The organism is Giesbergeria anulus, assembly GCF_900111115.1.
In the GTDB taxonomy this organism is placed as follows: Bacteria; Pseudomonadota; Gammaproteobacteria; order Burkholderiales; family Burkholderiaceae_C; genus Simplicispira; species Simplicispira anulus.
This window is the reverse complement of the sequence record NZ_FOGD01000002.1, coordinates 55,941-81,464: the sequence shown is the minus strand read 5'-3', so window position 1 is coordinate 81,464 and position 25,524 is coordinate 55,941. Positions and strand designations below refer to the sequence as shown.

Sequence of the window (25,524 nt, the reverse complement as noted above, 5' to 3'; positions counted from 1 at the left end):
TCCGCCATGAATTCCAGAGTGCCGCGTCGTCAGGCACAAGACGAAGAATACGAAGACCTGCTGGGCTTGTGGGCCGATTTGGAGTCTAGCCTGTCGGTATTGCTCGCCTATCCGCTGCAAGCGCGCAATTTTGCCGCCAAAGTGCGCCAGTGTGACCGCTGGCTGCAAGACTTGGTGGCCCACGACATTGACGCCGCGCTGTACCTGATGTTTCAGTTGGCCTCTACCTCTACCGTGGGTTACAGCACCTCTCACGCGCTGGTCTGCGCTACTTTGTGCCACATCATGGCCGCAGAGCTGGCCCTGCCACAGCGCGAGCGCAATGCCTTGGTGCGCGCTGCCCTGACCATGAATGTGGGCATGACCGCGCTGCAAGATGAGTTGGCTAACCAGCACGAGCGTCCCAACGCGGAGCAGCAACAAGCCATCCAAAAGCACCCCGACGAAGGCCAAGCCTTGCTAGAGCGCTTGTACGTCACCGATCATCTCTGGCTGGACGTGGTGGGCCAGCACCATCTCAATCTGCCCCAGCGCACACCGCTGGCCGCGCTGGAAGAGGTGGATCGCCTGACGCGGATTTTGAACACCATTGACCGCTACGCCGCCATGATCAGCCCGCGCCACAGCCGCCCAGGGCGCAGTGCTACCGACTCTGTACGGGCGCTGGTTGGCCCCGGCATTGACCAACGCGACGAGGTAGGCTATTTGCTGGTGCGCAGTATTGGCCTGTGCCCGCCCGGCACTTTTGTGCGCCTAGACAACGGCGACACCGCCATTGTGCTGCGCCGCAGCGACAGAGCCAACCTGCCGCTGGTGGCCTGTCTGGCCGATCAAAATGGCAAGCAATACAACCCGGCTCGATTGCACCAAACGGCTGACAGCAAGCCGCTGATCCAGTCTGCGCTGCCTCGTGCCGCCGTCACGATGGAGCTTAACCACCGCACCATGGTGCGCGTAGGGCTGTATGCTGCCCAGCGCAGTACCAGTTTGGGTGCGCTGTAGCGGGACGCAAATTTTCTGCTTGCGCTTTATAGATGGCCCCAATACAGCAGGGCATCGCGCCCCTGCACCGATAGCTCCACCGTTGCCCCCACGGGCAACAGCACCTTGGTCTCGACATGGCCGTAGGGTAGGCCGGTCAGCACCGGCACCTTGAGTTGGCTGCGCAGCCCTTCCACCACGGTAGCCAGCTTAAAACCCTTGTCATGGGCGGCCAAGGTGTAGCCAGTAAATTGTCCCAACAGCACCGCCTGTTGTTGCGCCAGCACCCCAGCGTGCAACAGTTGCGTCAACATGCGCTCAATGCGGTAGGGGTGCTCGTTCACATCTTCTAGAAACAAAATGCCGCCCGGCACTTGCGGAAAATATGGCGTGCCCAGCAAAGAGCACAGCACGGTCAGGTTGCCGCCCCACAGCCGCCCCGATTCGATGTGCAGTTCTTGTGGTGGTGGCGATGGCTGATCGGCTGGCAGCTTTTTGGGCGGTGGCAAGCGCCAGCCAGAGCCTTCGCCGTGGCCGTAGAGCAAATCTTCAAAACAGGCTTGCATGATGTCGTCGGGGGCCTCAGTGCCGCCAAAATCGGGGCACAGGGCCGGGCCAGCCCAAGTGGTGGCCCCAGTTTGCGCCAGCACGGCCAATTGGAAGGCCGTGAAATCACTCACCCCGACAAACTGTGTGCCCTGCGCAATTGCCTTGTCCACTGCGGCATAGGGGATGCCGGGCAAAATGCGCGTCAGACCATAGCCCCCGCGTGAGATCAGCGCCACATCGGCACCACTGGCGGCGGCGCGCCCAATAGCGGCCAATCGTGTGGCATCGTCGCCTGCAAAGCGGGTATGGCTAGCCAAGGCATCGGTATCAATTTCTACCTCATGGCCCAGTGCCTGCAAACGCTTCACGCCCCGGCGAAACGCTGCTTTGTCGCGCACGGCGCTGGAGGGCGAATAGATATAAATATGCTTGGCGCTGGGGCCGTGGTCGTGGCCGCAATGGCAGGAAGTGTGCGCAGAAGACAAAACATTCAGGCCCGGCAAGGCGCTGCTCCGTGAAGAAAAACTCAGAGCGTGAAGTATTCCACAGCCTGCGTGTCGGGCCAGCGGTCGTTGAGTGCGCCCTGACGGGCAGCGCGGTTACAAATCGCACAAGGAGGCCGCAATGTGCGCCGCAAACAGCTCGGTATCGGCCAGCGTGTTGGCGTTGAGCAGCGCCAGCTTGACCAAAAAGAGTTGCGATTTTTCGGGGCCAGCTTGGTCGATGGCGCTGGCCAAGGCGTCGTACACGGTTTCTAGGCCAGCAATGGTCAGGGCGTTGGGGGTGGTGGTCATGATGGGGTTCTCTGGTTACTGGGGCAAAGCCGTGTTCAGGGCTGCTTGCAGGCGCGTGGCATCCAGCGTGAGCCAGCGGGCGCAGATATGCTGATCGGGGCGCAGCAGATAAGCAACACCATTGGCTAAAACGCCATAGCGCTGGCGGAAATGGCCTTCAGCATCGGCCAGCGTTTGATCGGCCCCCGCCACGGGTTGGTTGGCCCCCACGGCAATCACCTTGAGCGGCACGCCTTGGGCGCGGGCAGCTTGCACCACCTTTTGCAAAGCTTCTGGGATGGCTGCTGCATCGGTGAAATACAGCAGGTCAAAACCACCGCCCAAGTGGTCGAGCAGAAAATCGTTGGCCCCCAAACGGATATTTTGTGGCGGCGCACCATGCGCTGGCCCGGCCTTGAACAGGGCGTTATCGTCCCCCAAGCTGTTGAGTATGGAATGGGTATAGGCATGGGGGCGCGAAGTGCGCCAGTGGTAGAGCGGACGCACAAAGGCTTGGGTGAGTGACAAAGACAGCACCGCATCACGCAGCAGGCGAAAGCCTGCGCTGGGCGGGGCCATGAAACGGGTGCTTTTGCCCGCCTCGTCAATGATCTCGCGGGCCGCGCCAACGCGCTCGGCGCTGTGGTTGGCCAAGAGTTTCTCACTCGCCAAGCCTTTGACCACAAAAGCCAACTGCCAGCCCAAGGATTGCGCGTCTTGGAAAGCCGTGTTGGCCCCGCGCACGCCAAAAATGGGCAGCAGGTGGGCGGCATCGCCGGTGAACAAGATACGCCCGTGTACATAGTCGGGCAGAGTCAGGGTGCGGGCCGAATAGACCGAACTCCAATCCAGCTCCCACGGCACGCCAGCATGGCCAATCATCGCCAATTGCGCATTGATGCGCGCCTTGAGCGATTCGGGGCGCAGGGCTTGCTCCGGGGTTTCACCCGGGGGTAATTGGTAATCGACGCGCCAAATGCCATGCGGCTCACGGTGCATCAAGATGGTGTTGCCGGGGTTCCAGTCGGGGTCAAAATAGGCAAAGCGCTCGGTGGGTAAGGGCAAATCAATCTTGATGTCGGCAATGACAAAAAAGCCTTCGTAAGATGCACCTTCCATCTGCAAATTCAGGGCGGTACGGATGTCAGAGCGGCCACCGTCGGCGGCCACCAGCCAATCGGTATCGAGTTGGTATTCACCCTCCGGCGTATCCACCGTGACATGGGCCACTGGGGCTTTTTGTTCTACCTTGACCACCTTGTTGCCCCAGCGGAAATCAATCAGCGGCTGGGCGGCGCAGGCTTCGTACAGATATTCTTCCATGTACTGCTGCTGGATGTTGAGCATCGGAAAGAAGCGGTCGTCCGTGTCGTGCTGGCTTTCCATGCGAAATACACGTTGGCCCCGGTAGTAAGAGTTGCCATATAGCCAAGGCAGACCGTTTTCAGTCATGCGCTCGGCGGTGCCCACCTGCTGCAAAATTTCCATGCTGCGGCGCGTAAACACAATCGCTCGGCTGCCTTGCGAAAATTGCAATTCTGAGGTCAGCACCACACAGGGCACGCCGTGGCGGGCCAGCTCCAGCGCTGTCACCATCCCAGCGGGGCCAGAACCGGCAATCACCACTTTTTTGCGCTCTTGGGCCGGGTGTTGCGAGGGCAGCCACGGCGCAAAGACCTGATAAGGATAGTAAATCGAGGGACGCGGCTGGGTGGTGGGCTGGTGCATCAACAAGGTCTCCAATCTGAATGCTATGCAGTGTAGAAATGAAGGCGCGTCCAAAATGTCCCTAAAAGGGGACATACAGCTCCTGCTGAGGGGTGGTTTTTCCCGTGGGGGGCGGTAGGTTTTAGGCCACAGGCTCTAGCAGCAGCGCAAACAGCTCGCGCTGCCCGGCCACGCCCAGTTTGCGGTACAGGCGCTTGAGGTAAGTGCGGGCGCTTTCTACCGTCAGGCCCAAGCGCTCGGCCAGCGCCTCGGTGCTCAGGCCCTGCAATACGGCCCGCACTACGTCCAGATCACGCGGCGTTAAAGTGGCACAACGCTGTTGCAGGCGGGCCAGCACCAAGCCCGCCAAGTCATCCTCCAAGGTTTGGCCCGCATAGTGCAGACGCATGGCCTGCATGACCAAGGGGGCATAGGCTTCGATGGTGGCAATGGCCGTTTCATCCAAAAAGCCGTGCTCTACGCCCCGGTACAGATTGACTGACAGCCAGCGCCCGCCCTCCTGCGGCTGCAAAATAGACAGCCGCTCCACCAGCCGGGGCTGCTCATAACAAATGGCGCGGTATTCCGGGTGCTGTACATCGCTGCTGCGCTGGCGGTGTAACAAGATGCGCTGCCGATCACCAGCGGCACCTGAGCGGCGATGGCGGCTTTGCTCAGCCTGCATCACCTGCTGGCTGCCATCGAGCAGGTAAAAACGGCGCACATAGTCGCTAGAGATCAGCGCCAACTGCTGGGTGCGAGAACGATCCCCCAACCCCACCAGTTGTGGGCTGCCTTGGCCGCGAAAAGTAAAGATGGTGCATTGCGCCAAGGCCACATGGCGGCCCAGCAGGCGCAGCAAATCTTCCGCCACGGCATGGCTGCTGGCGTGGCCCAACTTTTCTAGCAAGGCTGTAGTCTCTTGCAGCGGCAACTGCAAGCGGTGGCTGGGGTGTGGGGCAAGCAACCAGTGGTCTGACATAAGGTCGTACGGTAATACCCCAGCAGGCAGGGTTCCTTCTATACAAATTCTTTCATCTTGGCAGACAATAGCGCCACTTTTCGCCAAACTGTAAGTTTGGTATCACCCTATTTTGGAAGTATTTCCGATGACGTCTTCGTTTCGCTTGCACACCGTCGCTGCGGCCTTGGGTTTGGCTGGTGCCATGTTGTTGCCCGTAGCCCACGCCCAAAATATCAAAATTGCGATGGTCATTCCGGCCACTGGCCCCGTCACCCAGTACGGTGATATGGTCAAAGAAGGCGTGACCACTGCCGTAGAAATGGCCAATGCCGCCGGTGGCATTAACGGTAAGAAGATTGAACTGGTGCCGGTCGATGATGCCTGCGAGCCCAAGCAAGGCCCCGTGGCGGCCAACCGCGTTGTTAATGCCAAAATTGGTTATGTGGTCGGCCCAGTGTGTTCTGGCGCTGCCATTGCTGCCGTGCCAATCTACAACAATGAAGGCGTAGTGGCCGTCACCCCCTCGGCCACCTCTCCGGCCCTGACCGAAGGCAAGAACTTCCAGTTCATCTTCCGCACTATTGGCCGCGATGACCAGCAAGGCCCCGCAGCAGCCAAGTTTATTGCGGACAAAATCAAGCCGAAAAAAGTGGCTGTGCTGCACGACAAGCAATCCTACGGCCAAGGCATTGCCGCCTCCGTGCGCGACGACCTAAAGAAGGTGGGCGTCAATGTAGTGCTGTTTGAAGGCATTAACGCGGGCGACAGCGATTACTCTGCCGTCATTACCAAGCTCAAGAGTGCCGGTGTGGATTTCATCTACTACGGTGGCTATCACCCTGAAATGGGCTTGTTGCTGCGCCAGTCGGCAGAGCAGGGCCTGAAAACCCGCATCATGGGCCCTGAAGGCGTGGGCAACCCCGAAATCAATGCCATTGCTGGCCCTGCCGTAGAAGGCATGTTGCTGACCCTGCCCGCCGATTTTTCTGCCAACCCCAAGAATGCCGCCATCGTCAAGGCATTCAAAGACAAGAAGCGCGATCCTGCCGGTGCCTTCCAATTGTCTTCTTATGCCGCTGCCCAAGTGCTGATTGACAGCATCAAGGCCGTGGGTGACAACCCCGCCAAGGTGGCCGAACATTTGCACAAAGCATCGTTTGAAACCCCCATTGGTACCGTGGCGTGGGACAAAAAGGGCGATCTGAAGTCGTTTGAGTTCCAAATTTACCAGTGGCACAAAGACGGCGGCAAGTCGTTGGCTACCAAGTAAACCGCAACCCACCCTCAAACCTTTTGCCTGAGCATGGCCCCGCAGTAGCGGGGGCCATGCTTTGGTGCGTCATTGATTCTTGGGGGCGTATGGCCCCTTTTCTTTTGGATGGCTCTGGATGTCTGAACTCCTGCCACAGCTGATTCAACAGCTGTTTAACGGCCTGTCGCTGGGTGCGATTTATGCGCTGATTGCCATTGGCTACACCATGGTGTACGGCATCATCGGCATGATCAACTTTGCGCATGGCGAAATTTATATGATCGGTGCCTATGCCGGTCTGGTCACTTTGTCGGTCATTGGCACGCAAAGCGGTTTGCCCGTGGCGGTGGTGATTGGGCTGATGCTGCTGGTGTCGGCTTTGCTCACCGGCGTTTATGGCTTTGTCGTCGAGCAAGTGGCCTACAAGCCGGTGCGCCACGGCCCCCGCTTGGTCGCGCTGATCTCGGCCATTGGGATGTCGATTTTTCTGCAAAACTGGGTGGCCTTGGGCCAAGGTGCGCGCGACATGGCTGTGCCCTCGCTCATTCCCGGTGCCATGCGCTTTGGTACTGAGGGTAGCTTTGAAATTTATATCCCCTATTCGCGTGTGCTGATTATTGTGGTGGCTGTGGCCTTGATGATTGCCCTGACGCTGTATATCAAGCATTCGCGCATGGGGCGTGCCTCGCGGGCTTGTTCGCAGGATATGCATATGGCTAATCTGTTAGGTATTGATACCAACCGCGTGATTTCGTTCACTTTTATTTTGGGGGCTATGCTGGCTGCGGTGGGCGGGGTGCTGATCGCGCTAGCCGTGGGCAAGCTCAATCCGTTCATTGGCTTTTTGGTTGGCATCAAAGCCTTTACGGCGGCGGTGCTGGGCGGGATTGGCAGCATTCCGGGGGCCATGCTCGGCGGCTTGCTGCTGGGGGTGGCAGAAACCTTTGCCGCTGCCTATATCTCGTCGGAATACAAAGACATCGTGGCCTTTGGCTTGCTGGTGTTGATTTTGTTGTTCCGCCCCACGGGCCTGCTGGGCAAACCTGAAGTGGAGAAGGTGTGATGCTGCGTTCTAACCTTCGCCATGCGTTCATGGCTACCGTGCTCACGGCATTGGTAGTGATTCCGATTTTTGGCTTGCACCTAGAGCGCGCTGGGGGCCGCACAGTGGTGCTGCCGCAGTGGAATGGGGTCTTCTGGGCCTGTGCCTTGGTGTTTGTGGTGCAAATGCTGCGCCCGGTGCTAGGCAAGCGCCTGTCACACTTGGCTTGGCCTAGCTTGCCATCGGTGTCTGGCAGCCAGCGTACCGGCCTGATATTGGCCGCTTTGCTGATTGCGGTGAGCTGGCCGTTTTTTGCCGGTCGTAACGCCGTGGACATTGCCACCTTGGCGATGATTTACGTCATGCTTGGCTTGGGCCTGAACATTGTGGTCGGCTTTGCAGGCTTGCTCGATTTGGGTTTTGTCGGCTTTTATGCCGTGGGCGCTTATACCTATGGCCTGTTGTTCCACTGGGCGGGCTGGAGCTTCTGGGAGGCGCTGCCGTTGGCTGGCGCGGCCTCGGCACTGTTTGGCTTTTTGTTGGGCTTTCCGGTGCTGCGTCTGCGCGGTGACTATCTGGCTATCGTTACGCTGGGCTTTGGCGAAATCATCCGCCTGTTGCTGGTCAACCTGACTGACTGGACGGGCGGCCCCGATGGCATCTCTAGCATTCCTAAACCCACCGTGTTTGGGTTGGAGCTGGCCCGCAATCCCAGTGTGGAGGGGGGTACCACTTTCCACCAATGGCTGGGGCTGGAGTTCAACTCCTTGCACATGGTGATTTTTCTCTACCTGATGGCGCTGGCGCTGGCGGTGTTGACGCTGTGGATTTCTAACCGCCTGATCCGCATGCCGATTGGCCGGGCTTGGGAAGCGCTGCGCGAGGATGAAATCGCCTGCCGCTCTTTGGGCCTGAACCCGATGAAAATCAAACTCTCGGCCTTTACGCTGGGGGCTATGTTTGCCGGTTTTGGTGGTGCCTTTTTTGCGGCGCGCCAAGGCATTGTGAATCCTGAATCATTCACCTTTATTGAATCGGCCTTGATTTTGGCGATTGTGGTGCTGGGCGGCATGGGTTCGCAATTGGGCGTGATTATCGCGGCCATCCTGATTACGGTGCTGCCTGAGCTGGCGCGTGAGTTCTCTGAATACCGCATGTTGATTTTTGGGCTGGTCATGATTTTGATGATGGTCTGGCGGCCCCAAGGGCTGCTGCCGATGCAACGTCACCATATCGAGGTGCGAACATGAGCGCCCCTTTGCTAGACATCAAGCAACTGTCGATGCGTTTTGGCGGTCTGCTGGCCGTGGATGGCGTCGAGTTCTCGCTGCAAAGTGGCGAGATTTTTGCCATCATTGGCCCCAATGGGGCGGGCAAAACCACGGTGTTTAACTGCATCAGCGGTTTTTACAAGCCCAGCACGGGCCGCATTGCGCTAGAAGGCCGCGACATTGCCGGTTTAGGTAGCCACACCGTAGCCACGCACGGCTTGGTGCGTACCTTTCAGAATGTCCGCTTGTTCAAAAACATGACGGTGCTGGAAAACCTTCTGGTGGCCCAACACCGTCATGTGCGTGCCGGATTGCTGGCCGGGCTGTTCAATACGGCGGCCTACCGCCGCGCCGAACAAGAAGCCATCGACCAAGCCGTGCAGTGGCTGGACTACATGGGCCTGCGCGAGTTTGCCAACCGCGAGGCGGGCAATTTGGCCTACGGTCACCAGCGCCGCTTAGAGATTGCCCGCTGCATGATTACCCGCCCGCGCGTCCTGATGCTGGACGAGCCTGCGGCGGGCCTGAACCCCCAAGAGAAAAAAGACCTGCAAGGCTTGATCCGGCAATTGCGCGATCAGCACAAAGTCACGGTGTTGTTGATTGAGCACGACATGAGCTTGGTGATGGGAGTCTCGGAGCGCATTTTGGTGATGGAGTACGGCAAACCGATTGCTTTGGGCACCCCCGAAGCCATTCGCAACGACGAGCGGGTCATCAAAGCCTATCTGGGAGAAGAATGATGCAAACCATGTTGGAACTGCGCGACATCAATACCTACTATGGAGCCATCCGGGCAGCCAGCGATGTCAGCCTGCGCGTCAACCAAGGCGAGATCGTCTCTTTGATCGGCTCTAACGGTGCTGGCAAAACCACCCTGCTGATGACGGTGTGTGGCAACCCCCGCGCCAGCAGTGGCTCGGTGTGGTTTGAGGGCGAGAACATCACCAACTTGCCCTCGCACCTTTTGATGCGCAAGGGTATTGCTATCTCGCCCGAAGGGCGGCGCGTCTTTGCCGATTTAACCGTGACCGAAAACCTGAAAATGGGCGGTTTCTTTCTCGACAACGCTGAGATTGAGGCGGGCATTGAGCACGTGTTTGGCCTGTTTCCACGCTTGCGCGAGCGGGCGCATCAGCGCTCAGGCACCATGTCGGGTGGTGAGCAGCAAATGCTGGCGATTGGGCGGGCGCTGATGTCCAAACCGCGCCTGTTGCTGCTCGATGAGCCTACGCTGGGGCTGGCCCCGCTCATCATTGCCCAGATTTTTGAGATCATTCAAAAGGTGCGCAGCGAGGGCGTGACGGTGTTTTTGGTGGAGCAAAATGCCAACAAAGCGTTGCAAATTGCCGACCGGGGCTATGTGCTAGAAAATGGCCGGGTCGTGCTCGAAGATACCGGGGCTAATCTGCTAGCCAACGGTGATATCCGCAAAGCCTATCTCGGCGCGTAAACTGCCGCCCCATGTCCCAAACCCTTGCTGCCCCAGCGCACAGCGAACTCATCATTAAAAAGAGCCGCTTTATCGGTTGCGTGCTGCCCATGAGCGACCGGGCCTCGGCCCAAGCCCATGTGGATGCCCTCTGGAAAGAACATCCGGGGGCGGCCCATATTTGTTGGGCTTTGCTGGCGGGTGGGCAATCGGCAGCGGTGGATGATGGGGAACCGGGGGGTACGGCAGGGCGGCCTATGTTGGATGTGCTGCGCCACCAAGACCTTGAAGGGGTGTTGGCGACCGTGGTGCGCTACTTTGGCGGCGTCAAGCTGGGGGCCGGGGGCTTGGTGCGTGCCTACACCGACACCATTGCCCAAGCCTTGCTCACAGCGCAAAAAGTGCAGTTGCAACGGATGCAAACCTTGCAATGCCTTGTGCCGTATGCCCTAGAGGGCCTGCTGCGCCGCGAGATTGAACACGCCGGGGCCGAATTGTTGCAGGTAGAACACGCCTCGTTGGTCACGCTGCATTTGCGCCTGCCCCAAACGCAGGCCGCTGCTTTTGTGGCCCACATCAATGAGCAATCTCAAGGGCGTGCGGGCTGGCCTTGAGTGATGCCGCAGTGCAAACCCGATTGCGCCCAGCAGCTTTGGCCGCGTACAAAGCGTCATCGGCCAGCTTTAACACTTGGTCAACCGACCCCTGTGGGGTTGCCATTACCGAGGCCACGCCCACACTGATGGTGACATATCCCCACGGTGATTTGGTATGGGGAATGTGCAACGCCTGCACTGCTTGGCATAAGGCATCCGCCACTGCGCCAGCGGCAGCGGGCTGTGCGCTGCCGCCCAACAGCAAAACAAACTCTTCACCTCCATAGCGGGCAACCACATCGCCAGCCCGCAGGGTAAGATTTTGCAGCACTTGCGCTACCTGCACTAAACATGCATCGCCTGCTTGGTGGCCGTAGTGGTCGTTAAATTTCTTAAAGCAGTCTACATCGGTCATGAGCACCGAAAACACACCGCCTTGGCGGGCCGCCTGCGCCCACTGCGTTTCTAGCAGATGATCAAAATGGCGGCGGTTGAACAGCCCAGTGAGGCCGTCGGTGATAGACAGGGTTTCTAATTGTTGATTGGCCCGCTTTAAATCAATCGCATACTGTGCCAGTTCTTGGTTTTGTTCCTGCAACAGGGCTTGGCTGTCGAGTAAAGCGGTTTCTAGGCGTTCATAAACCATCAACACCAGTCCCATGGCCAGCAACATTAAACAAACAATTACTGTCAGAAAAGAGAGGTACTGCACCGGGTTTTCGTCTAGTATCGAGGTCATTTTGACGTATCCGGTCAGGGTAGCGACGGCGCGCAAGCTAAACACCGAAATGACCAGAAAAAACCCGGCCATCAAAATGTATTGCCCTCGCCCCGGCGTTTGCTGACGCTGCTGCCACAGCAGCAGTACAGCCAACCCCGCTTGTGCAGAAAAGATCACCCCACCCAGCACCACTCTGGCCTCGCTATAGGGTAACAACACGGTAAACAGCAGTGGCACCACCACCATCGGCCCCCACAGCAGCAGGGGTGCTAATGGGCGCTGCTGAAACCGGGCCACGCCCAATGCAAACAGAATAAACATAAAGGCCAGCAGGGTATTGGCCAGCACAATAGACAGCCCATCGTTGATTTGGCCGCGCAAGGCAAACAGCACATAGGCTATGGCATGGACGACCAGTCCACTGGCCCAGATATGCAGTACATGGGTACCGGTGCGGCGGTACGACACCACTGCCAGCGCCATGGCCAATACCACACTGGCCAGAATGATGAGCAGAAATGATGTACCAATAGTCAAACCTACTCCTTTGGAGTATCAAGGTGTTAGATAGAGTGCTTGGGCCGTGCCGTCTGTTACCAAAGATTACCCACATTGAATAAAGTGAGCAGCCCCAGCACAGCAAAAATAGCCGCTGCAATGCCATGCACCAACTTCATGGGGATGCGCTCGGCCACCTTGTGGCCCAAATACACCGCTGGCACATTAGCCAGCATCATGCCAAAAGTAGTACCGGCCACAACCGATACAAAATCTGGGTATTTAGCGGCTAAAGCCACTGTGGCAATTTGGGTCTTGTCGCCCATCTCGGCCATAAAAAAAGCCAGCACGGTGGTGCCAAACACGCCCAGCAGCACCTTGCTATCGGCGGCATCATCATCTACTTTATCTGGGATCAGCATCCAACCAGCCATTGCCAAGAAAGACACGCCAATTACCCAGCGCAACAACTCTGGCCCTAGCAGGCTGGCTACCCATTGCCCCACCGCCCCGGCCAAGGCATGGTTGGCTAAGGTGGCGACCAAAATGCCCAAAATAATCGGCCAGGGTTTGCGGAATTTGGCTGCCAGCAAGACGGCCAGCAACTGGGTTTTGTCACCCATTTCGCCCAGAGCGACCACGCCGGTAGAGATAAAGAAGGATTCCATAACAACTCCAAGGGCCGCAAGCAAAACAAAGACTGCACAGCCCGGCGGCCCATCCGCAGGCGGTACAGTCAAAGGTCTTGCCAGGCTTGGAAGCTGCTTGCGCCATGTCCTGAGGGACAAGTGTGTTGACGCAAACTCCTGCGTGGTGCAGGTCGGCTACTCCCCAATGACGGGAACTTTTGATTCTAAACGGACTTCAGCCTGCCAGCTCCTGCGTGAGTGCTGCCGCAGAAATCTCTTGGCAGCCCGACACATTTTGCCCAGCCCACAAAGGAGAGAAATCGCCAAGGCCCGCCCGTTCAGCGGCAAGCCGCAAGGGGGCTGATGCAGCGGTGGCTTGTGGAAACGCTGGGGCCAGCGTATTCATCGGCCCCAGCTCTTGCATCAAGCGATTGACAATGCCCCGCGCGGGGCGGCCTGAGAACACATTGGTCAGTGCCGTAACGCGTGCGTGACTGCTCTGGAGCGCTGCGCGATGGACGGCACTGGTTGTAGCCTCTGGGCATAACAAATAGGCTGTGCCCACCTGCACACCTGCCGCGCCCAAAGCCAAGGCGGCGCGTACCCCAGCGGCATCGGCAATGCCCCCGGCGGCAATCACTGGCACCTTGACGGCCTGCACGATCTGCGGTAGCAAGGCAAAGGTGCCCACTTGGGTGCTGATGTCTTGGCTGAGAAACATACCGCGATGGCCCCCTGCTTCTAGCCCTTGGGCAATGATGGCATCCACCCCTTGGGCCTCTAGCCACAGCGCTTCGGCTACGGTGGTGGCCGACGAGACGATTTTGGCCCCGCAGTTGCGCACCATGTTCAGCAGTTCTGGGGCGGGTAGCCCAAAATGAAAGCTCACCACCGCAGGCTGGTATTCGCACACCAAGGCTGCCATCTCTTGGTTGAATGGCATCCGGGCTGGGCCGCGTGGCACTTGGGTGGGGTCAATGCCCCACTGTGCGTAATAGGTCGCAAACAGGGACTGCCATGCAACAGCCTTGCTGGCATCAGGGGTAGGTGGCTGGTGGCAAAAGAAATTGAGGTTGAATGGCCGCTGGGTCTGGGCTTGGAGGGTTTCTAGCTCGGAGCGCAGGGCTTCTGCACTGAGCATGGCACAAGGCAAGGAGCCTAAGCCCCCCGCGTTGGACACAGCAATCGCCAATGCGCTGTTTTGTACCCCGGCCATGGGTGCTTGGATGATCGGTAGCTCGATTCCGAAAAGGTCTTGTATTCGCATCATGGTGTGGATGATAGTGTCACCCCGTAAAATGGTTTCTGCATGTCTTTGATTCTCCTGCTTTTTCTACCATTTTTAGCCAGCGCTGTTGCTGCTGTCCTGCCATCTAATGCGCGCAATACCGAGTCCACGCTGGCTGGAGCAGTGGCGCTGTTTTGCTGCGTACAGATGGCACTGTATTTTCCGCAGTTGGCCGGTGGCGGTGTGGTGCGCGAAGAAATCACTTGGCTACCAGCCCTAGGGCTGAACTTGGTGCTGCGCCTGGATGGTTTTGCTTGGCTGTTTTGTATGCTGGTGCTGGGCATCGGTGCGTTGGTGGTGCTGTATGCGCGCTACTACATGTCACCAGCCGATCCGGTGCCGCGCTTTTTTGCCTTCTTTCTCGCTTTTATGGGGGCCATGCTGGGCGTGGTGCTGTCGGGCAACCTGATCCAGTTGGCGCTGTTTTGGGAACTGACCAGCTTGTTCTCGTTTTTGCTCATTGGCTACTGGCACCACCGCAAAGATGCTCGGCGCGGTGCGCGCATGGCCCTCACAGTGACGGGCACGGGCGGGCTGTGTATGTTGGCTGGGATGCTGGTGCTGGGCCATATTGTGGGCAGTTACGACCTAGACCATGTGCTGGTGGCGGGCCAGTTGGTGCGAGACCATCCGCTGTATCTCACGGCGTTGGTGCTGATTTTGCTTGGTGCCTTGAGCAAGAGCGCGCAGTTTCCGTTCCATTTTTGGTTGCCCCATGCCATGGCAGCACCCACGCCGGTGTCGGCCTATTTGCATTCAGCCACCATGGTCAAGGCAGGGGTGTTTTTGTTGGCGCGGCTGTGGCCGGTGCTTAGTGGCACTGAAGAATGGTTTTGGCTGGTGGGGGGAGCGGGGGCTTGTACCCTGCTGCTGGGCGCGTATGTCGCCATGTTTCAAAATGATCTGAAAGGCTTGCTGGCCTATTCGACCATCTCGCATTTGGGCTTGATTACCCTGCTGTTGGGCCTCAATAGCCCGTTGGCGGCAGTGGCAGCGGTGTTCCACATTTTGAACCACGCCACCTTCAAAGCCTCGTTGTTTATGGCGGCAGGCATTGTCGATCACGAAAGCGGCACCCGCGATATCCGGCGTTTGTCTGGGCTGCGCACCATGATGCCAATTACGGCCACCTTGGCGACTGTGGCGGCAGCAGCAATGGCCGGGGTGCCTTTGCTCAATGGTTTTCTGTCGAAAGAGATGTTTTTTGCCGAAACCGTGTTTGTCGATGGCAGTACGCTGGTGAATTACTTCTTGCCTATCGCTGCCACTGTGGCCGGGGTGTTTAGCGTGGCTTATTCCTTGCGTTTTACGGTAGATGTGTTTTGGGGGCCACCCGCCACCGACCTGCCGCGCCAGCCCCATGAGCCGCCGCATTGGATGCGCGTGCCGGTCGAGCTACTGGTGTGTGCCTGTTTGGTGGTGGGCATGTTGCCTGCTTGGGCAGTTGGCCCTTACTTAAATGCTGCTGCATTGCCTGTGGTGGGCGGGCGTTTGCCTGAGTTCAGCTTGGCGGTGTGGCACGGCTTTAATACCCCATTTGTGATGAGTGTGGTGGCCTTGCTGGGGGGCACGGCGTTGTACAGTCTGTTGCGTTGGCAACGGGCGCGTGTGGGGCTGGAGGGCACACCGGGGCTGCGGGGCTTGGATGCCCAGCGCCTGTTTGAACATGGGCTGGCGCGCTTGTCGCTGCTCGGACGCCAAGGGCGGCGCTTGCTGGGCACCCAGCGCCTGCAATGGCAAATGTTCTGGCTGTGCTGCATCACCCTGTTAGTGGCCTCGGTGCCGCTGTGGAGCCGTGGGCTGCATATCGGCAACCGCTCGGCCATGCCGGTATCGCCTGCCTTTGTCGTGTTGTGGCTGGCGGGCATGGCCTGCGCGGTGGCAGCAGCTTGGCAGGCCAAATACCACCGCATGGCAGCGCTCACGCTGATGGGCGGGGCGGGCTTGTGTACCAGCATGACTTTTCTGTGGTTTTCTGCACCCGATTTGGCCCTGACACAACTGATGGTAGAGATGGTGACCACGGTGCTGATTTTGCTCGGCCTGCGCTGGCTGCCCCGGCGCGAGCAAGACATCGCCCCCGCCCCCACGGGGCGCTTGCGCACCCAAGCGCGGCGCTTGCGCGATTTTTGGCTGGCGCTGGCCGCCGGTGCTGGCATGGCGGTTTTGGCACTGGCGATGCTCCGTCGGCCTTTTCCCGAAAGCACCTCCACTTTCTTTTTAGAAAATGCGCTGACGGGCGGCGGCGGCAGCAATGTGGTCAATGTGATGCTGGTCGATTTTCGCGGCTTTGACACCTTTGGCGAGATCGTGGTGCTGTGCATCGTGGCTTTGACGGTTTATGCCTTGCTGCGGCGTTTTCGCCCAGCCACTGAAACACTGGATTTGCCGGTGCAGCAACGCTCGCTGCCCGCAGACTTGCAAACCGACCTCATCAATCCACGCCAAGCCACCGATACAGCAGTGGGCTACCTGATGGTGCCTGCGGTGCTGGTGCGTTTGCTGTTGCCGTTCACCATCTTGGTGGCGGTGTATTTGTTCATGCGTGGCCACAACGAGCCGGGGGGCGGCTTTGTGGCCGGGCTGGTGTTTTCAGTCGGGCTGCTGCTGCAATACATCGTGTCGGGCACGCAGTGGGTCGAGGCCCATATGCCGCTCACGCCCCGGCGCTGGATGGCTACGGGCCTGCTGTTTGCCTTGGCTACCGGTTTGGGTGCGCTGTATTGGGGCTACCCTTTCTTGACCACACACACCGCGCATCTCACCTTGCCTTGGCTGGGCGAGTTGCACTTGGCCAGCGCTTTGTTTTTTGATTTGGGTGTGTTTACCTTGGTGGTGGGGGCTACTTTGGTCATTTTGACCTCGATTGCCCACCAGTCGGTGCGCGGCCACCGTTTTCATGCCCGGATGGCAGAAGAGGCTGCCCATCAGCCCGGAGGCGACAAATGGAACTGACTTTGGCCTTGGCGATTGGCGTATTAACTGGCTCTGGCGTTTGGCTGCTGCTGCGCCCGCGCACTTTTCAGGTCATTATGGGTTTGTCGCTGCTATCGTATGCCGTTAACCTGTTTATTTTTAGCATGGGCCGCTTAGGCCTGAGCACTGGCATGGACCCGGTGCTGCGCCCCGGCGTGGCCCAAGATTTGGCGCACTATGCCGACCCGCTGCCGCAGGCTTTGGTGCTCACGGCCATCGTCATTGGCTTTGCCATGACGGCCTTGTTTTTGGTGGTGTTGCTGGCCTCACGCGGGCTGGCAGGCAATGACCATGTCGATGGCCGCGACCCGCGCCAAGCCCCTGAGGACGATGCATGAAGGCCCTGCTGCTCTCACTGGCGCAGGCCGCCATGCCCCATCTGATGCTGGCCCCGGTGGTGTTGCCGCTGGTGACTGCCGCCTTGATGCTGATCTTGCGCGAAGAACAGCAGCGCCTCAAAGTCACGCTCAACTTGCTTTCTACCGCCTTGGGGCTGCTCATTGCCGTGGTGTTGCTGTTCTGGACAAACCAGCAGGGCTTGCCCACCAGCTTGGGGGTCTATCTGCCCGGCAACTGGCCTGCCCCCTTTGGCATTGTGTTGGCGCTCGATCGCCTGGCCGCGCTGATGCTGGTGCTCACCAGCGTGGTAGCACTGGCTTCGGTGCTGTTTGCATCGGCGCGCTGGCACCGGGCCGGGGTGCATTACCACCCGCTGTTCCAATTTCAGTTGATGGGTTTGAGCGGTGCTTTTCTAACGGCAGATTTGTTCAATCTGTTTGTCTTTTTTGAGATCATGCTGGCCGCTTCTTATGGCCTGCTGCTGCATGGCTCTGGGCGGGCGCGGGTGCAAGCAGGGCTGCATTACATCGCTATCAATCTGGCCGCTTCGGCACTGTTTTTGATTGGCGTGTCTATGCTCTATGGCCTGACTGGCACACTAAACATGGCTGATTTGGCCCGCAGTATGCCCGCCATCCACAGCAACGACCGGGGGTTGCTGCACGCGGCGGCGGCGGTGCTAGCCACGGCTTTTCTCATCAAGGCTGCGGCTTGGCCGCTCAATTTTTGGCTGGTACCGGCCTATAGTGCCGCCACGGCCCCCGTTGGTGCCTTGTTTGCCCTGATGACCAAGGTGGGTATTTACGCCCTGCTGCGCTTGTGGACGCTGCTGTTTGGCACCGAGTCGGGGGCGTCGGCGTGGTTTGGTAGTCTGTGGCTGCTCAGTGGCGGCTTACTGACGATGGCTTTTGCGGCGATAGGCATGCTCGGCTCGCAGCGCCTAGGCCATTTGGCGGGTTATGCGGCGGTGTTGTCGTCGGGCACCTTGCTGGCAGCGATGGGTTTCGGTCACAACCTGCTCACAGGCAGCCTGCTGTATTACCTGCTCGGCTCCACCTTGGCGGTCAGCGCGCTCTTTTTGCTCAGTGACCTGATCGACCGTTGGCGCTCCGACGGCAGTGGCACCATGCCCTACGAACCGCTGGCCGATGAAGCCCCGTTTTTAGATGCTGAACTCGTACCCGCCCCCGCAGGCATGAACCTCGATGATGAGGAAGAAGTGCTGGTGGGCCGCGTCATTCCGGCGGCAGCAGCCTTTATGGGCATAGCTTTTTTGGGCTGCACCCTGATGGTGGCAGGCTTGCCGCCACTGGCCAGTTTTGTCGGCAAGTTTGCCATGCTCACGGCTGTGCTCAACCCCTTGGGCATGGGGGCCTCGGCGGGGTACCAACCCGGTTGGCCGGGCTGGAGTTTTTTGGCGCTGCTGATTGCCTCCGGGCTGCTGGCGCTGATAGCCCTTACCCGTGTGGGCATCCGGCATTTTTGGGCGGCCCACGACCGGGCCGCACCGCAATTGCGTTTGGTAGAGGGGCTGCCGATTGCCGGGCTGCTGCTGGCCTGTGTGCTGCTGACCGTGGCGGCTGAACCCGTGCTGCGCTATACCCAAGCCACCGCCGATGCCCTGCACTCGCCCGGAACCTACATACGCGCGGTGATGTCCACCATGCCGATACCCTCCCCCCACACGGAGGCTACCCCATGATGAAACGTTTGCTGCCCACGCCGTTGCTGTCTCTGGCTTTGCTGCTGTTGTGGTTGCTGCTCAATCGCAGTTTGAGTGCAGGCCACTGGCTCATGGCCGTGCTGCTGGCGCTGCTGATCCCTTTACTGACCCAAGGGCTGCGCCCCTTGTCGGTGCGGGTGCGGCGGCCCGGCACCATCGTGCGTTTGCTGCTGGCAGTGTTGCTCGATTCCATCCGCTCCAACATCGCCCTGATGCGTTTTTTGTTGCTGCCCAGCCGCAGACGCTATCCGGCAGGCTTTGTCCATGTGCCGCTGGAGGTGCGTGACCCCCATGCGCTGGCCGTGCTAGCCATGATTGTCTGCATCACCCCCGGCACCGCTTGGGCCGAGTTGGCACTTGACCGCAGTGTATTGCTGCTGCATGTGTTGGAGTTGGATGATGCCGATGCCATCGTCGCCCATATCAAGCAACAGTATGAGCGCCGCCTGATGGAGATTTTTGAACCATGACCACCACCGCGCCTATTTTGTCGTGGGCCATCCCTTTGGCTCTGCTGATCTTGGTGCTGGCAATGGCTTGCACCTTGGTGCGTGTGCTGATCGGCCCCACCGCCCAAGACCGGGTGTTGGCACTGGACTGCATGTACCTTAACGCCATGTTGGCGATGCTGGTGCTGGGCTTGCGCTACGACAGCCCACACTACTTTGAGGCCGCCTTGTTGGTGGCCTTGCTCGGCTTTGTCAGTTCTACAGCCATGGCCAAGTTTTTGCTGCGTGGCGAGGTGATTGAATGAGCAGCACTGCCTTGCCCCTGTGGGCAGAAATCGCTATTGCGGCGCTGTTGTTGTGCGGTGCCATCATTGCGCTGCTTGGCTCTATCGGCTTGCTGCGTTTGCCCAGTTTTTTTGAGCGTGTTCATGCGCCAGCCATGATCTCTACCTTGGGCTGCTGGTGTATGGTGGGTGCCGCTGTATTGTATTTTTCCTTGCGCTCAGAGCCACCGGCGCTGCATATCCTATTGATTGCCCTCTTTATGGCTATTACCGTACCCATCACCACCATTTTTTTGATGCGGGCGGGGTTGTTTCGTGCCCGTCAAGCGCGGCACAAGGGGGTGCCACCCTCCCTGAGCCGTATTCTTCCGGCACCCACCCGCCAAGACGCACCCAAGTGATCGTCATGCCAGTGCAAGTGTTGAGCATCTGTGTCGGGGCCAGTGTGGGCGCGCTGGTGCGTTGGCGTTTGGGGGTTTGGCTCAGTACTGGTGCCGTCTTGCCGTGGGGCACGTTGGTAGCCAATCTGATCGGCGGCTATTTGATTGGTGTCTTGGTTGGCTTGTTTCAGGCTATGCCACAGCTCGATCCAGTGTGGCGGCTGGCCCTTGTGACGGGGTTTTTAGGGGCGCTGACTACTTTTTCTAGTTTTTCTGTCGAAGTAGTAGGGCTATTGCAACAACAGCGTTATCTGATGGCGTTAGGCTGGAGTGCGCTGCACTTGCTGGGCTCTTTGCTCATGACCATTGCCGGATTGCAAACAATATCTCTCTTGTTGACCCAGCGCAGTTGAGACTGCATGAGTAAAAACCACTGTTTTTTTGGACACCATGGACGCTAATACCCGCCTGAATCAACGCCGCCTCGCCGATGCGTGGGCCGAATTGCACACCGATGCCCACCAAGGCAACCCCCTGCACGCTGATGCCCATCGCATGGCGTTTGCTGATCCTGAGTTTATGTTCAGGCGCGAAACCCGTGGCATCCGCTTTCAGCTTGAAATGCTCAAGCCCGACCTTGGGCAGGCCGAACAGGGCATTGACAATACGGTGGTGGTCTATGGCAGCGCCCGCTTTGTCTCGCCCAAGCAGGCAGCAAAACAACTGGCCCAAGCCAAAGAGAAAGGCCATGCCCATCAGATGGCAGAAGCAGAACGGGCGGTGCGTAATGCCAAGTACTACGCCCAAGCGCGCAACTTTGCCCGGTTGGTGGCAGAGCACAGCAAGCGCCAAAAACCGGAAAACCGCTTGTACATCTGTACTGGTGGTGGCCCCGGCATTATGGAAGCAGCTAACCGAGGTGCCCACGATGTCGATGCGCCCAATGTTGGCCTGAGCATTGCCCTACCCCACGAGCAAGGGGGCAACCGCTTTATTTCGCCGTCTTTGAGCTTTAAGTTTCACTATTTTGCCTTGCGCAAAATGCACTTCATGATCCGAGCCAAAGCGTTGGTAGCCTTTCCGGGCGGCTTTGGCACGCTAGACGAGCTGTTTGAAGTGCTGACCTTGGTGCAGACCAAAAAAGCCAAGCCGGTGCCGATCATCTTGTTTGGTTGCGACTACTGGAAGCGGCTTATCAATTGGGAATTCTTGGTCGAAGAGGGCACCATCTCGGCCCACGATCTCAAGCTGTTTCACGTGACCGATGATCCTGCTGAGGCGTGGGCCATCATTCGGGATTTTTATAAGTTGGAACGTTAAAACCAACCGAATGATCGCCAGATTGGGGGGGGCAAGAAAACGATCCTCCCATGCCAGAATTCCCATAAATTCGCTGTCTGATGTGCACTTGTCGGTGGGTTTAGTTTTGCCGATTGCAGCGTCAAGCAGGGGCATGGTGGAGTGTTTCGAGTGGGGATGTTTTCAAGATACCCCCAACACGATACCCCCATCCCCCCAAAAGTACCCCCAATCTTCCCCGGTTTAAACATAACGTCAGCGAACAGGAAAGAACGCCAAAAAACAAAAAACCCCAGTAAATCAATGACTTACTGGGGTAACTTTGTACTTCAGCGAACAGTGGTGAACCACTGAAAACTTATCTTTGGCGGAGAGGGCGGGATTCGAACCCGCGGTGGGGATTAGCCCACACACGCTTTCCAGGCGTGCGACTTAAACCGCTCATCCACCTCTCCGTGAGCCTATGATTGTAGTGCTAAATTTGCAACTCCAGAGCAAAAACAGAAATAAATATTGATCTATCAAGCCGGAGGCTGCGCTTGCACCATCTTCATGGCCGAAGCAATCAGCGCCGAGACCTCGGTCATGTTGCTGGGAACAATCAAGGTGGTGGTGGCATCTTGGGCCACCTTGCCGTAGGCTTCTACGGCTTTTTCTGCCACCTTGAGCTGCACCGCCTGCTCACCGCCGGGCTGGCGAATAGCGGTAGCAATGCGCTCAATCGCTTGGGCCGAGGCTGAGGCCAGCGTCATGATGGCCGTGGCCTCGCCTTGGGCTTGGTTGATGGCGGCCTGTTTTTCGCCCTCCGAGCGGGCAATAGAGGCTTCACGTTCGCCGGTGGCAATGTTGATCTGCTCTTGGCGGCGGCCCTCCGAGGCGGCAATCAAGGCGCGCTTTTCACGCTCTGCGGTGATTTGCGCTTGCATGGCGTGCAAAATTTCTTTGGGTGGCGTCAAATCCTTGATTTCGTAGCGCAACACCTTCACACCCCAGTTGAGCGCCGCTTCGTCAATCGCCTGCACTACTTGGGCGTTGATGATGTCGCGCTCTTCAAAGGTTTTGTCTAATTCCAGCTTGCCAATCACGCTGCGCAGGCTGGTTTGTGCCAGTTGCGTTACCGCCATGATGTAGTTGGACGAGCCATAACTGGCGCGCATCGGGTCAGTCACCTGAAAATACAAGATGCCATCCACTTGCAACTGCGTGTTGTCGCGGGTAATGCAGATTTGGCTGGGCACGTCCAGCGGGATTTCCTTCAAGCTGTGTTTGTAGGCCACCTTATCCACAAAAGGCACCAAAAAATTCAGCCCTGGTGTCAGTGTGCCAGCGTACTTGCCTAGCCGCTCTTTGACCCACGCGTTTTGCTGCGGCACCACTTTGATGGAGCGCGCAATAAAAATCACGGCAATGATAAAAACGATGATGGCGATTTCCATGATGGGTCTTTCTGCGGGAACTGGAAAAAACAGGCGTTGGTATCACACCGGGTCTACGAGCAGGCGGCTGCCCACCAGTTCGGCCACGCGGTGTGCGCCTGTGCGCGGCGTGGTGCCGGGGCGGTGAATGGCCGTCCATTGTGCGCCCCGATAGCGCACCGAGGCGGTGCCGTCGGGGCTCCAGCCCTCAATGTGTACCACCTCGCCAATATCGAGGTTGACGCTGCGGTCAGCGCGGGGCGAGGGGTCTCTGGGGCGGCGGCGCTGGTACCAGTGGCACAGCACTACGGCTCCACCGCCCACCAGTGCTGCGAGGGTAATTTGCACTGGCTGTGCCAAGCCCGCATGGGCCGCCAGCGCCCCTGCTGCCGTCCCCAGCGCCAGCATGAGCAGGTAAAAAGTGCCAGTGAGCAACTCGGCCACCACAATCGCCCCTGCCAGCAGCCACCACAGCGTGGAATCATCTAGGGTCACAAGAGTCTCCCTTTGCAATCAATCTGCACCACAGCATACTCTGGGACATTGACGGTATGCGTCACGGCACCGACAAAGTTATTCCTTACACTTCGCGCCTATTTTCTTTTTTAGGGCACTGCGCCCTTGAACCGCTACTTCGAGAGGTTGCCCATGAAATTTCGCTTTCCCATCATCATCATCGATGAAGACTACCGTTCGGAGAATACTTCGGGTTTGGGCATCCGTGCGCTGGCCCAAGCTATCGAGTCTGAAGGGTTTGAAGTGCTGGGCGTGACCAGCTATGGCGACTTGAGCCAGTTTGCCCAGCAGCAAAGCCGTGCCAGTGCCTTTATTTTGTCGATAGACGATGAAGAATTTACCTTAGGCTCTGGCCTTGATCCGATTGTGCTGAGCCTGCGCAACTTTATTGGCGAAGTGCGGCGCAAGAACGCCGATGTACCCATCTATGTGCATGGCGAGACCAAAACTAGCCGCCACCTGCCCAACGACATTCTGCGCGAGCTGCACGGCTTTATCCACATGTTTGAGGATACGCCGGAGTTCGTGGCTAAGCACATCATCCGCGAGGCCAAAAGCTATCTGGAGGGCGTGCAGCCACCGTTCTTTAAGGCGCTGCTGGACTACGCCGAAGACGGCTCTTATTCTTGGCACTGCCCCGGCCACTCCGGCGGCGTCGCCTTCTTGAAAAGCCCAGTAGGCCAGATGTATCACCAGTTTTATGGCGAGAATATGCTGCGCGCCGACGTGTGCAACGCCGTAGAAGAACTGGGCCAACTGCTAGACCACAACGGCGCTATTGGCGAGTCAGAGCGCAATGCAGCGCGCATTTTTAATGCCGACCACTGCTTCTTCGTCACCAACGGCACCTCTACCTCCAATAAGATCGTTTGGCACCACACCGTGGCACCGGGCGATGTGGTGGTGGTGGATCGCAACTGCCACAAGTCGGTGCTGCACAGTATCATCATGACGGGCGCGATTCCGGTGTTCCTCAAGCCCACGCGCAACCACTTTGGCATCATTGGCCCGATTCCGCAAAGCGAGTTTGCGCCAGAAACCATCCAAGAGAAAATTCGCGCCAACCCCTTGCTCCAAGGTGTGGATGCCAGCAAGGTCAGGCCGCGTGTGCTGACGCTCACGCAATCTACCTACGACGGCGTGCTCTACAACACCGAGACCATCAAGGGGATGCTTGATGGCTATGTGGACAACCTGCACTTTGACGAGGCTTGGTTGCCGCACGCTGCTTTCCACCCGTTTTATGGCAGCTACCACGCGATGGGCAAAAAGCGTGCGCGCCCCAAGCATTCGGTGGTGTATGCCACGCAGTCCATCCACAAGCTGTTGGCTGGTATCAGTCAAGCCAGCCATGTGCTGGTGCAAGATTCCCAATCGACTCCGCTGGATCGGCACTTGTTCAACGAGGCCTATCTGATGCACACCAGCACCAGCCCGCAGTACAGCATCATTGCCAGTTGCGATGTGGCCGCTGCCATGATGGAGCCGCCCGGCGGCACGGCGCTGGTGGAAGAGAGCATTTTGGAAGCGTTGGATTTCCGCCGTGCCATGCGCCAAATTGAAGAGGAGTTTGGCAAAAACGACTGGTGGTTTAAGGTCTGGGGGCCAGAAAAGCTGGTCGAGGAGGGCATTGGCCGCGCCGAAAACTGGATCATCCGCAGCGATAGCAAGGGCAAAGGCAAAAAGAACGACAGCAAGTGGCATGGTTTTGGCGCGCTGGCCGATGGCTTTAACATGCTCGACCCGATCAAATCGACCATCGTCACGCCGGGCCTGAACCTCGATGGCGAGTTTGATAAAACCGGCATTCCGGCCTCTATCGTCACCAAGTATCTAGCCGAGCATGGCGTGGTGGTTGAAAAAACCGGCCTCTATTCGTTCTTCATCATGTTTACCATCGGCATCACCAAGGGCCGTTGGAACACTATGCTCACCGCCTTGCAACAGTTCAAGGACGATTACGAAAAGAACCAGCCCATGTGGCGCATCCTGCCGGAGTTCTGCCAGCAGCACAAAGTGTATGAGCGCATGGGTTTGCGTGATTTGTGCCAGCATGTGCACGAGATGTACGCCAAGTACGACATTGCCCGCCTGACCACCGAGATGTACCTCTCGGATCTCAAGCCCGCCATGAAGCCCTCGGATGCTTATGCCCACATTGCCCACCGCACCACCGAGCGCGTGGCCATTGATGATTTGGAAGGGCGCATTACCGTGGGTTTGGTCACGCCTTACCCACCGGGCATTCCGCTGCTGATTCCGGGCGAAGTGTTCAACAAGAAAATTGTCGATTACCTCAAGTTTGCCCGTGAGTTTGCCAAAATTTGCCCCGGCTTTGAGACCGATATCCACGGCTTGGTAGAAGTGGAAGACAGCGAAGGCGTGGTGCGCTACTACGCCGATTGCGTGGCCAAGCAGCCCTAAACGCTTAACCTCCAGC

Annotated in this window: 25 protein-coding genes, 1 tRNA gene and 1 riboswitch; of the genes, 16 read left to right on the top strand and 10 right to left on the bottom strand. The window is 58.3% G+C overall.

Going from position 1 to position 25,524, the window contains the following annotated elements:
* Nucleotides 1-6: 6 nt before the first annotated feature.
* A complete protein-coding gene (locus BMX55_RS04280; RefSeq protein WP_091453431.1) occupies nucleotides 7-1,002 on the top strand; it encodes an HD-GYP domain-containing protein in 996 nt (331 codons plus the stop codon).
* A gap of 26 nt (nucleotides 1,003-1,028) precedes the next feature.
* Here the strand turns inward: BMX55_RS04280 and BMX55_RS04275 are convergent, their stop codons facing one another.
* The 4 genes from BMX55_RS04275 to BMX55_RS04260 form a co-directional block, all read right to left on the bottom strand.
* On the bottom strand, nucleotides 1,029-2,033 hold the full coding sequence (locus BMX55_RS04275) for an LD-carboxypeptidase (RefSeq protein WP_245751275.1): 1,005 nt from the start codon (nucleotides 2,031-2,033) through the stop codon (nucleotides 1,029-1,031).
* Nucleotides 2,034-2,129: 96 nt separating this feature from the next.
* The gene (locus tag BMX55_RS04270) at nucleotides 2,130-2,324 is read right to left on the bottom strand and encodes a DUF2783 domain-containing protein (RefSeq protein WP_091453428.1); all 195 of its coding nucleotides are present in this window, start codon (nucleotides 2,322-2,324) and stop codon (nucleotides 2,130-2,132) included.
* A 15-nt stretch (nucleotides 2,325-2,339) separates the two neighbouring features.
* Nucleotides 2,340-4,031 carry an FAD-dependent monooxygenase gene (locus BMX55_RS04265; protein ID WP_091454798.1) on the bottom strand — a complete coding sequence of 564 codons (1,692 nt, stop codon included), beginning with the start codon at nucleotides 4,029-4,031 and terminating at the stop codon, nucleotides 2,340-2,342.
* Nucleotides 4,032-4,152: 121 nt separating this feature from the next.
* Nucleotides 4,153-4,992, bottom strand: a complete 840-nt coding sequence (locus BMX55_RS04260; protein ID WP_091453424.1) for a helix-turn-helix transcriptional regulator — start codon at nucleotides 4,990-4,992, stop codon at nucleotides 4,153-4,155.
* A gap of 127 nt (nucleotides 4,993-5,119) precedes the next feature.
* On the opposite strand from BMX55_RS04260, the gene BMX55_RS04255 reads away from it, so the two are divergent.
* The 6 genes from BMX55_RS04255 to BMX55_RS04230 all read left to right on the top strand — a co-directional run bounded on the left by BMX55_RS04255 (nucleotide 5,120) and on the right by BMX55_RS04230 (nucleotide 10,585).
* Entirely contained in the window at nucleotides 5,120-6,244 is a 1,125-nt protein-coding gene (locus BMX55_RS04255) for a branched-chain amino acid ABC transporter substrate-binding protein (RefSeq protein ID WP_091453421.1), read from the top strand.
* Between the two features lie 118 nt (nucleotides 6,245-6,362).
* Nucleotides 6,363-7,289 carry a high-affinity branched-chain amino acid ABC transporter permease LivH gene (gene livH, locus BMX55_RS04250; protein WP_091453419.1) on the top strand — a complete coding sequence of 309 codons (927 nt, stop codon included), beginning with the start codon at nucleotides 6,363-6,365 and terminating at the stop codon, nucleotides 7,287-7,289.
* A complete protein-coding gene (locus BMX55_RS04245) occupies nucleotides 7,289-8,518 on the top strand; it encodes a high-affinity branched-chain amino acid ABC transporter permease LivM (RefSeq protein ID WP_091453416.1) in 1,230 nt (409 codons plus the stop codon). Before livH ends, BMX55_RS04245 begins: the two co-directional genes overlap by 1 nt.
* Complete coding sequence (gene livG, locus BMX55_RS04240; RefSeq protein ID WP_091453410.1) at nucleotides 8,515-9,282, top strand: high-affinity branched-chain amino acid ABC transporter ATP-binding protein LivG; 768 nt, start codon at nucleotides 8,515-8,517, stop codon at nucleotides 9,280-9,282. The genes BMX55_RS04245 and livG overlap by 4 nt, the downstream gene beginning before the upstream one ends.
* An 8-nt stretch (nucleotides 9,283-9,290) precedes the next feature.
* Complete coding sequence (locus BMX55_RS04235) at nucleotides 9,291-9,992, top strand: ABC transporter ATP-binding protein (protein ID WP_177172837.1); 702 nt, start codon at nucleotides 9,291-9,293, stop codon at nucleotides 9,990-9,992.
* A gap of 11 nt (nucleotides 9,993-10,003) precedes the next feature.
* Entirely contained in the window at nucleotides 10,004-10,585 is a 582-nt protein-coding gene (locus tag BMX55_RS04230; RefSeq protein ID WP_091453404.1) for an IMPACT family protein, read from the top strand.
* Here the strand turns inward: BMX55_RS04230 and BMX55_RS04225 are convergent.
* The 3 genes from BMX55_RS04225 to BMX55_RS04215 form a co-directional block, all read right to left on the bottom strand.
* Entirely contained in the window at nucleotides 10,548-11,825 is a 1,278-nt protein-coding gene (locus BMX55_RS04225) for a GGDEF domain-containing protein (RefSeq protein WP_091453401.1), read from the bottom strand. The genes BMX55_RS04230 and BMX55_RS04225 overlap by 38 nt on opposite strands.
* Before the next feature lie 56 nt (nucleotides 11,826-11,881).
* Nucleotides 11,882-12,454, bottom strand: coding sequence for a TMEM165/GDT1 family protein (locus tag BMX55_RS04220; protein WP_091453398.1), 573 nt, complete (start codon nucleotides 12,452-12,454; stop codon nucleotides 11,882-11,884).
* A gap of 3 nt (nucleotides 12,455-12,457) precedes the next feature.
* Nucleotides 12,458-12,636, bottom strand: a riboswitch (yybP-ykoY riboswitch).
* A 14-nt stretch (nucleotides 12,637-12,650) separates the two neighbouring features.
* Nucleotides 12,651-13,685 carry an NAD(P)H-dependent flavin oxidoreductase gene (locus tag BMX55_RS04215; RefSeq protein ID WP_218144459.1) on the bottom strand — a complete coding sequence of 345 codons (1,035 nt, stop codon included), beginning with the start codon at nucleotides 13,683-13,685 and terminating at the stop codon, nucleotides 12,651-12,653.
* 39 nt (nucleotides 13,686-13,724) lie between these two features.
* On the opposite strand from BMX55_RS04215, the gene BMX55_RS04210 reads away from it, so the two are divergent.
* From BMX55_RS04210 to BMX55_RS04175, 8 genes are read left to right on the top strand one after another with little or no spacing between them, the layout of a single operon-like run.
* Nucleotides 13,725-16,658 (top strand): monovalent cation/H+ antiporter subunit A, encoded by a 2,934-nt coding sequence (locus BMX55_RS04210; protein ID WP_091453394.1) that lies wholly within the window; start codon nucleotides 13,725-13,727, stop codon nucleotides 16,656-16,658.
* Nucleotides 16,649-17,017 (top strand): Na+/H+ antiporter subunit C, encoded by a 369-nt coding sequence (locus tag BMX55_RS04205; protein WP_091453391.1) that lies wholly within the window; start codon nucleotides 16,649-16,651, stop codon nucleotides 17,015-17,017. The genes BMX55_RS04210 and BMX55_RS04205 overlap by 10 nt, the downstream gene beginning before the upstream one ends.
* On the top strand, nucleotides 17,014-18,720 hold the full coding sequence (locus BMX55_RS04200; RefSeq protein ID WP_245751274.1) for a monovalent cation/H+ antiporter subunit D: 1,707 nt from the start codon (nucleotides 17,014-17,016) through the stop codon (nucleotides 18,718-18,720). Before BMX55_RS04205 ends, BMX55_RS04200 begins: the two co-directional genes overlap by 4 nt.
* Nucleotides 18,717-19,211 carry a Na+/H+ antiporter subunit E gene (locus tag BMX55_RS04195; RefSeq protein WP_091453387.1) on the top strand — a complete coding sequence of 165 codons (495 nt, stop codon included), beginning with the start codon at nucleotides 18,717-18,719 and terminating at the stop codon, nucleotides 19,209-19,211. The genes BMX55_RS04200 and BMX55_RS04195 overlap by 4 nt, the downstream gene beginning before the upstream one ends.
* Complete coding sequence (locus BMX55_RS04190) at nucleotides 19,208-19,495, top strand: K+/H+ antiporter subunit F (RefSeq protein ID WP_091453384.1); 288 nt, start codon at nucleotides 19,208-19,210, stop codon at nucleotides 19,493-19,495. Before BMX55_RS04195 ends, BMX55_RS04190 begins: the two co-directional genes overlap by 4 nt.
* Nucleotides 19,492-19,875, top strand: a complete 384-nt coding sequence (gene mnhG, locus BMX55_RS04185) for a monovalent cation/H(+) antiporter subunit G (protein ID WP_091453381.1) — start codon at nucleotides 19,492-19,494, stop codon at nucleotides 19,873-19,875. The genes BMX55_RS04190 and mnhG overlap by 4 nt, the downstream gene beginning before the upstream one ends.
* Before the next feature lie 5 nt (nucleotides 19,876-19,880).
* Entirely contained in the window at nucleotides 19,881-20,267 is a 387-nt protein-coding gene (crcB, locus tag BMX55_RS04180) for a fluoride efflux transporter CrcB (RefSeq protein WP_091454788.1), read from the top strand.
* 37 nt (nucleotides 20,268-20,304) lie between these two features.
* Entirely contained in the window at nucleotides 20,305-21,174 is an 870-nt protein-coding gene (locus BMX55_RS04175; RefSeq protein ID WP_091453377.1) for an LOG family protein, read from the top strand.
* A gap of 344 nt (nucleotides 21,175-21,518) precedes the next feature.
* On the opposite strand, the gene BMX55_RS04170 is transcribed toward BMX55_RS04175, so the two are convergent.
* The 3 genes from BMX55_RS04170 to BMX55_RS04160 form a co-directional block, all read right to left on the bottom strand.
* Nucleotides 21,519-21,608, bottom strand: a tRNA-Ser gene (locus BMX55_RS04170).
* A gap of 66 nt (nucleotides 21,609-21,674) precedes the next feature.
* Nucleotides 21,675-22,589, bottom strand: a complete 915-nt coding sequence (locus BMX55_RS04165; protein WP_091453373.1) for an SPFH domain-containing protein — start codon at nucleotides 22,587-22,589, stop codon at nucleotides 21,675-21,677.
* A gap of 42 nt (nucleotides 22,590-22,631) precedes the next feature.
* A complete protein-coding gene (locus tag BMX55_RS04160; RefSeq protein ID WP_091453369.1) occupies nucleotides 22,632-23,063 on the bottom strand; it encodes an NfeD family protein in 432 nt (143 codons plus the stop codon).
* 153 nt (nucleotides 23,064-23,216) lie between these two features.
* Here BMX55_RS04160 and BMX55_RS04155 point away from each other — a divergent pair, with 153 nt between their 5' ends.
* The gene (locus tag BMX55_RS04155; RefSeq protein WP_091454785.1) at nucleotides 23,217-25,508 is read left to right on the top strand and encodes an arginine/lysine/ornithine decarboxylase; all 2,292 of its coding nucleotides are present in this window, start codon (nucleotides 23,217-23,219) and stop codon (nucleotides 25,506-25,508) included.
* Nucleotides 25,509-25,524 lie beyond the last annotated feature (16 nt).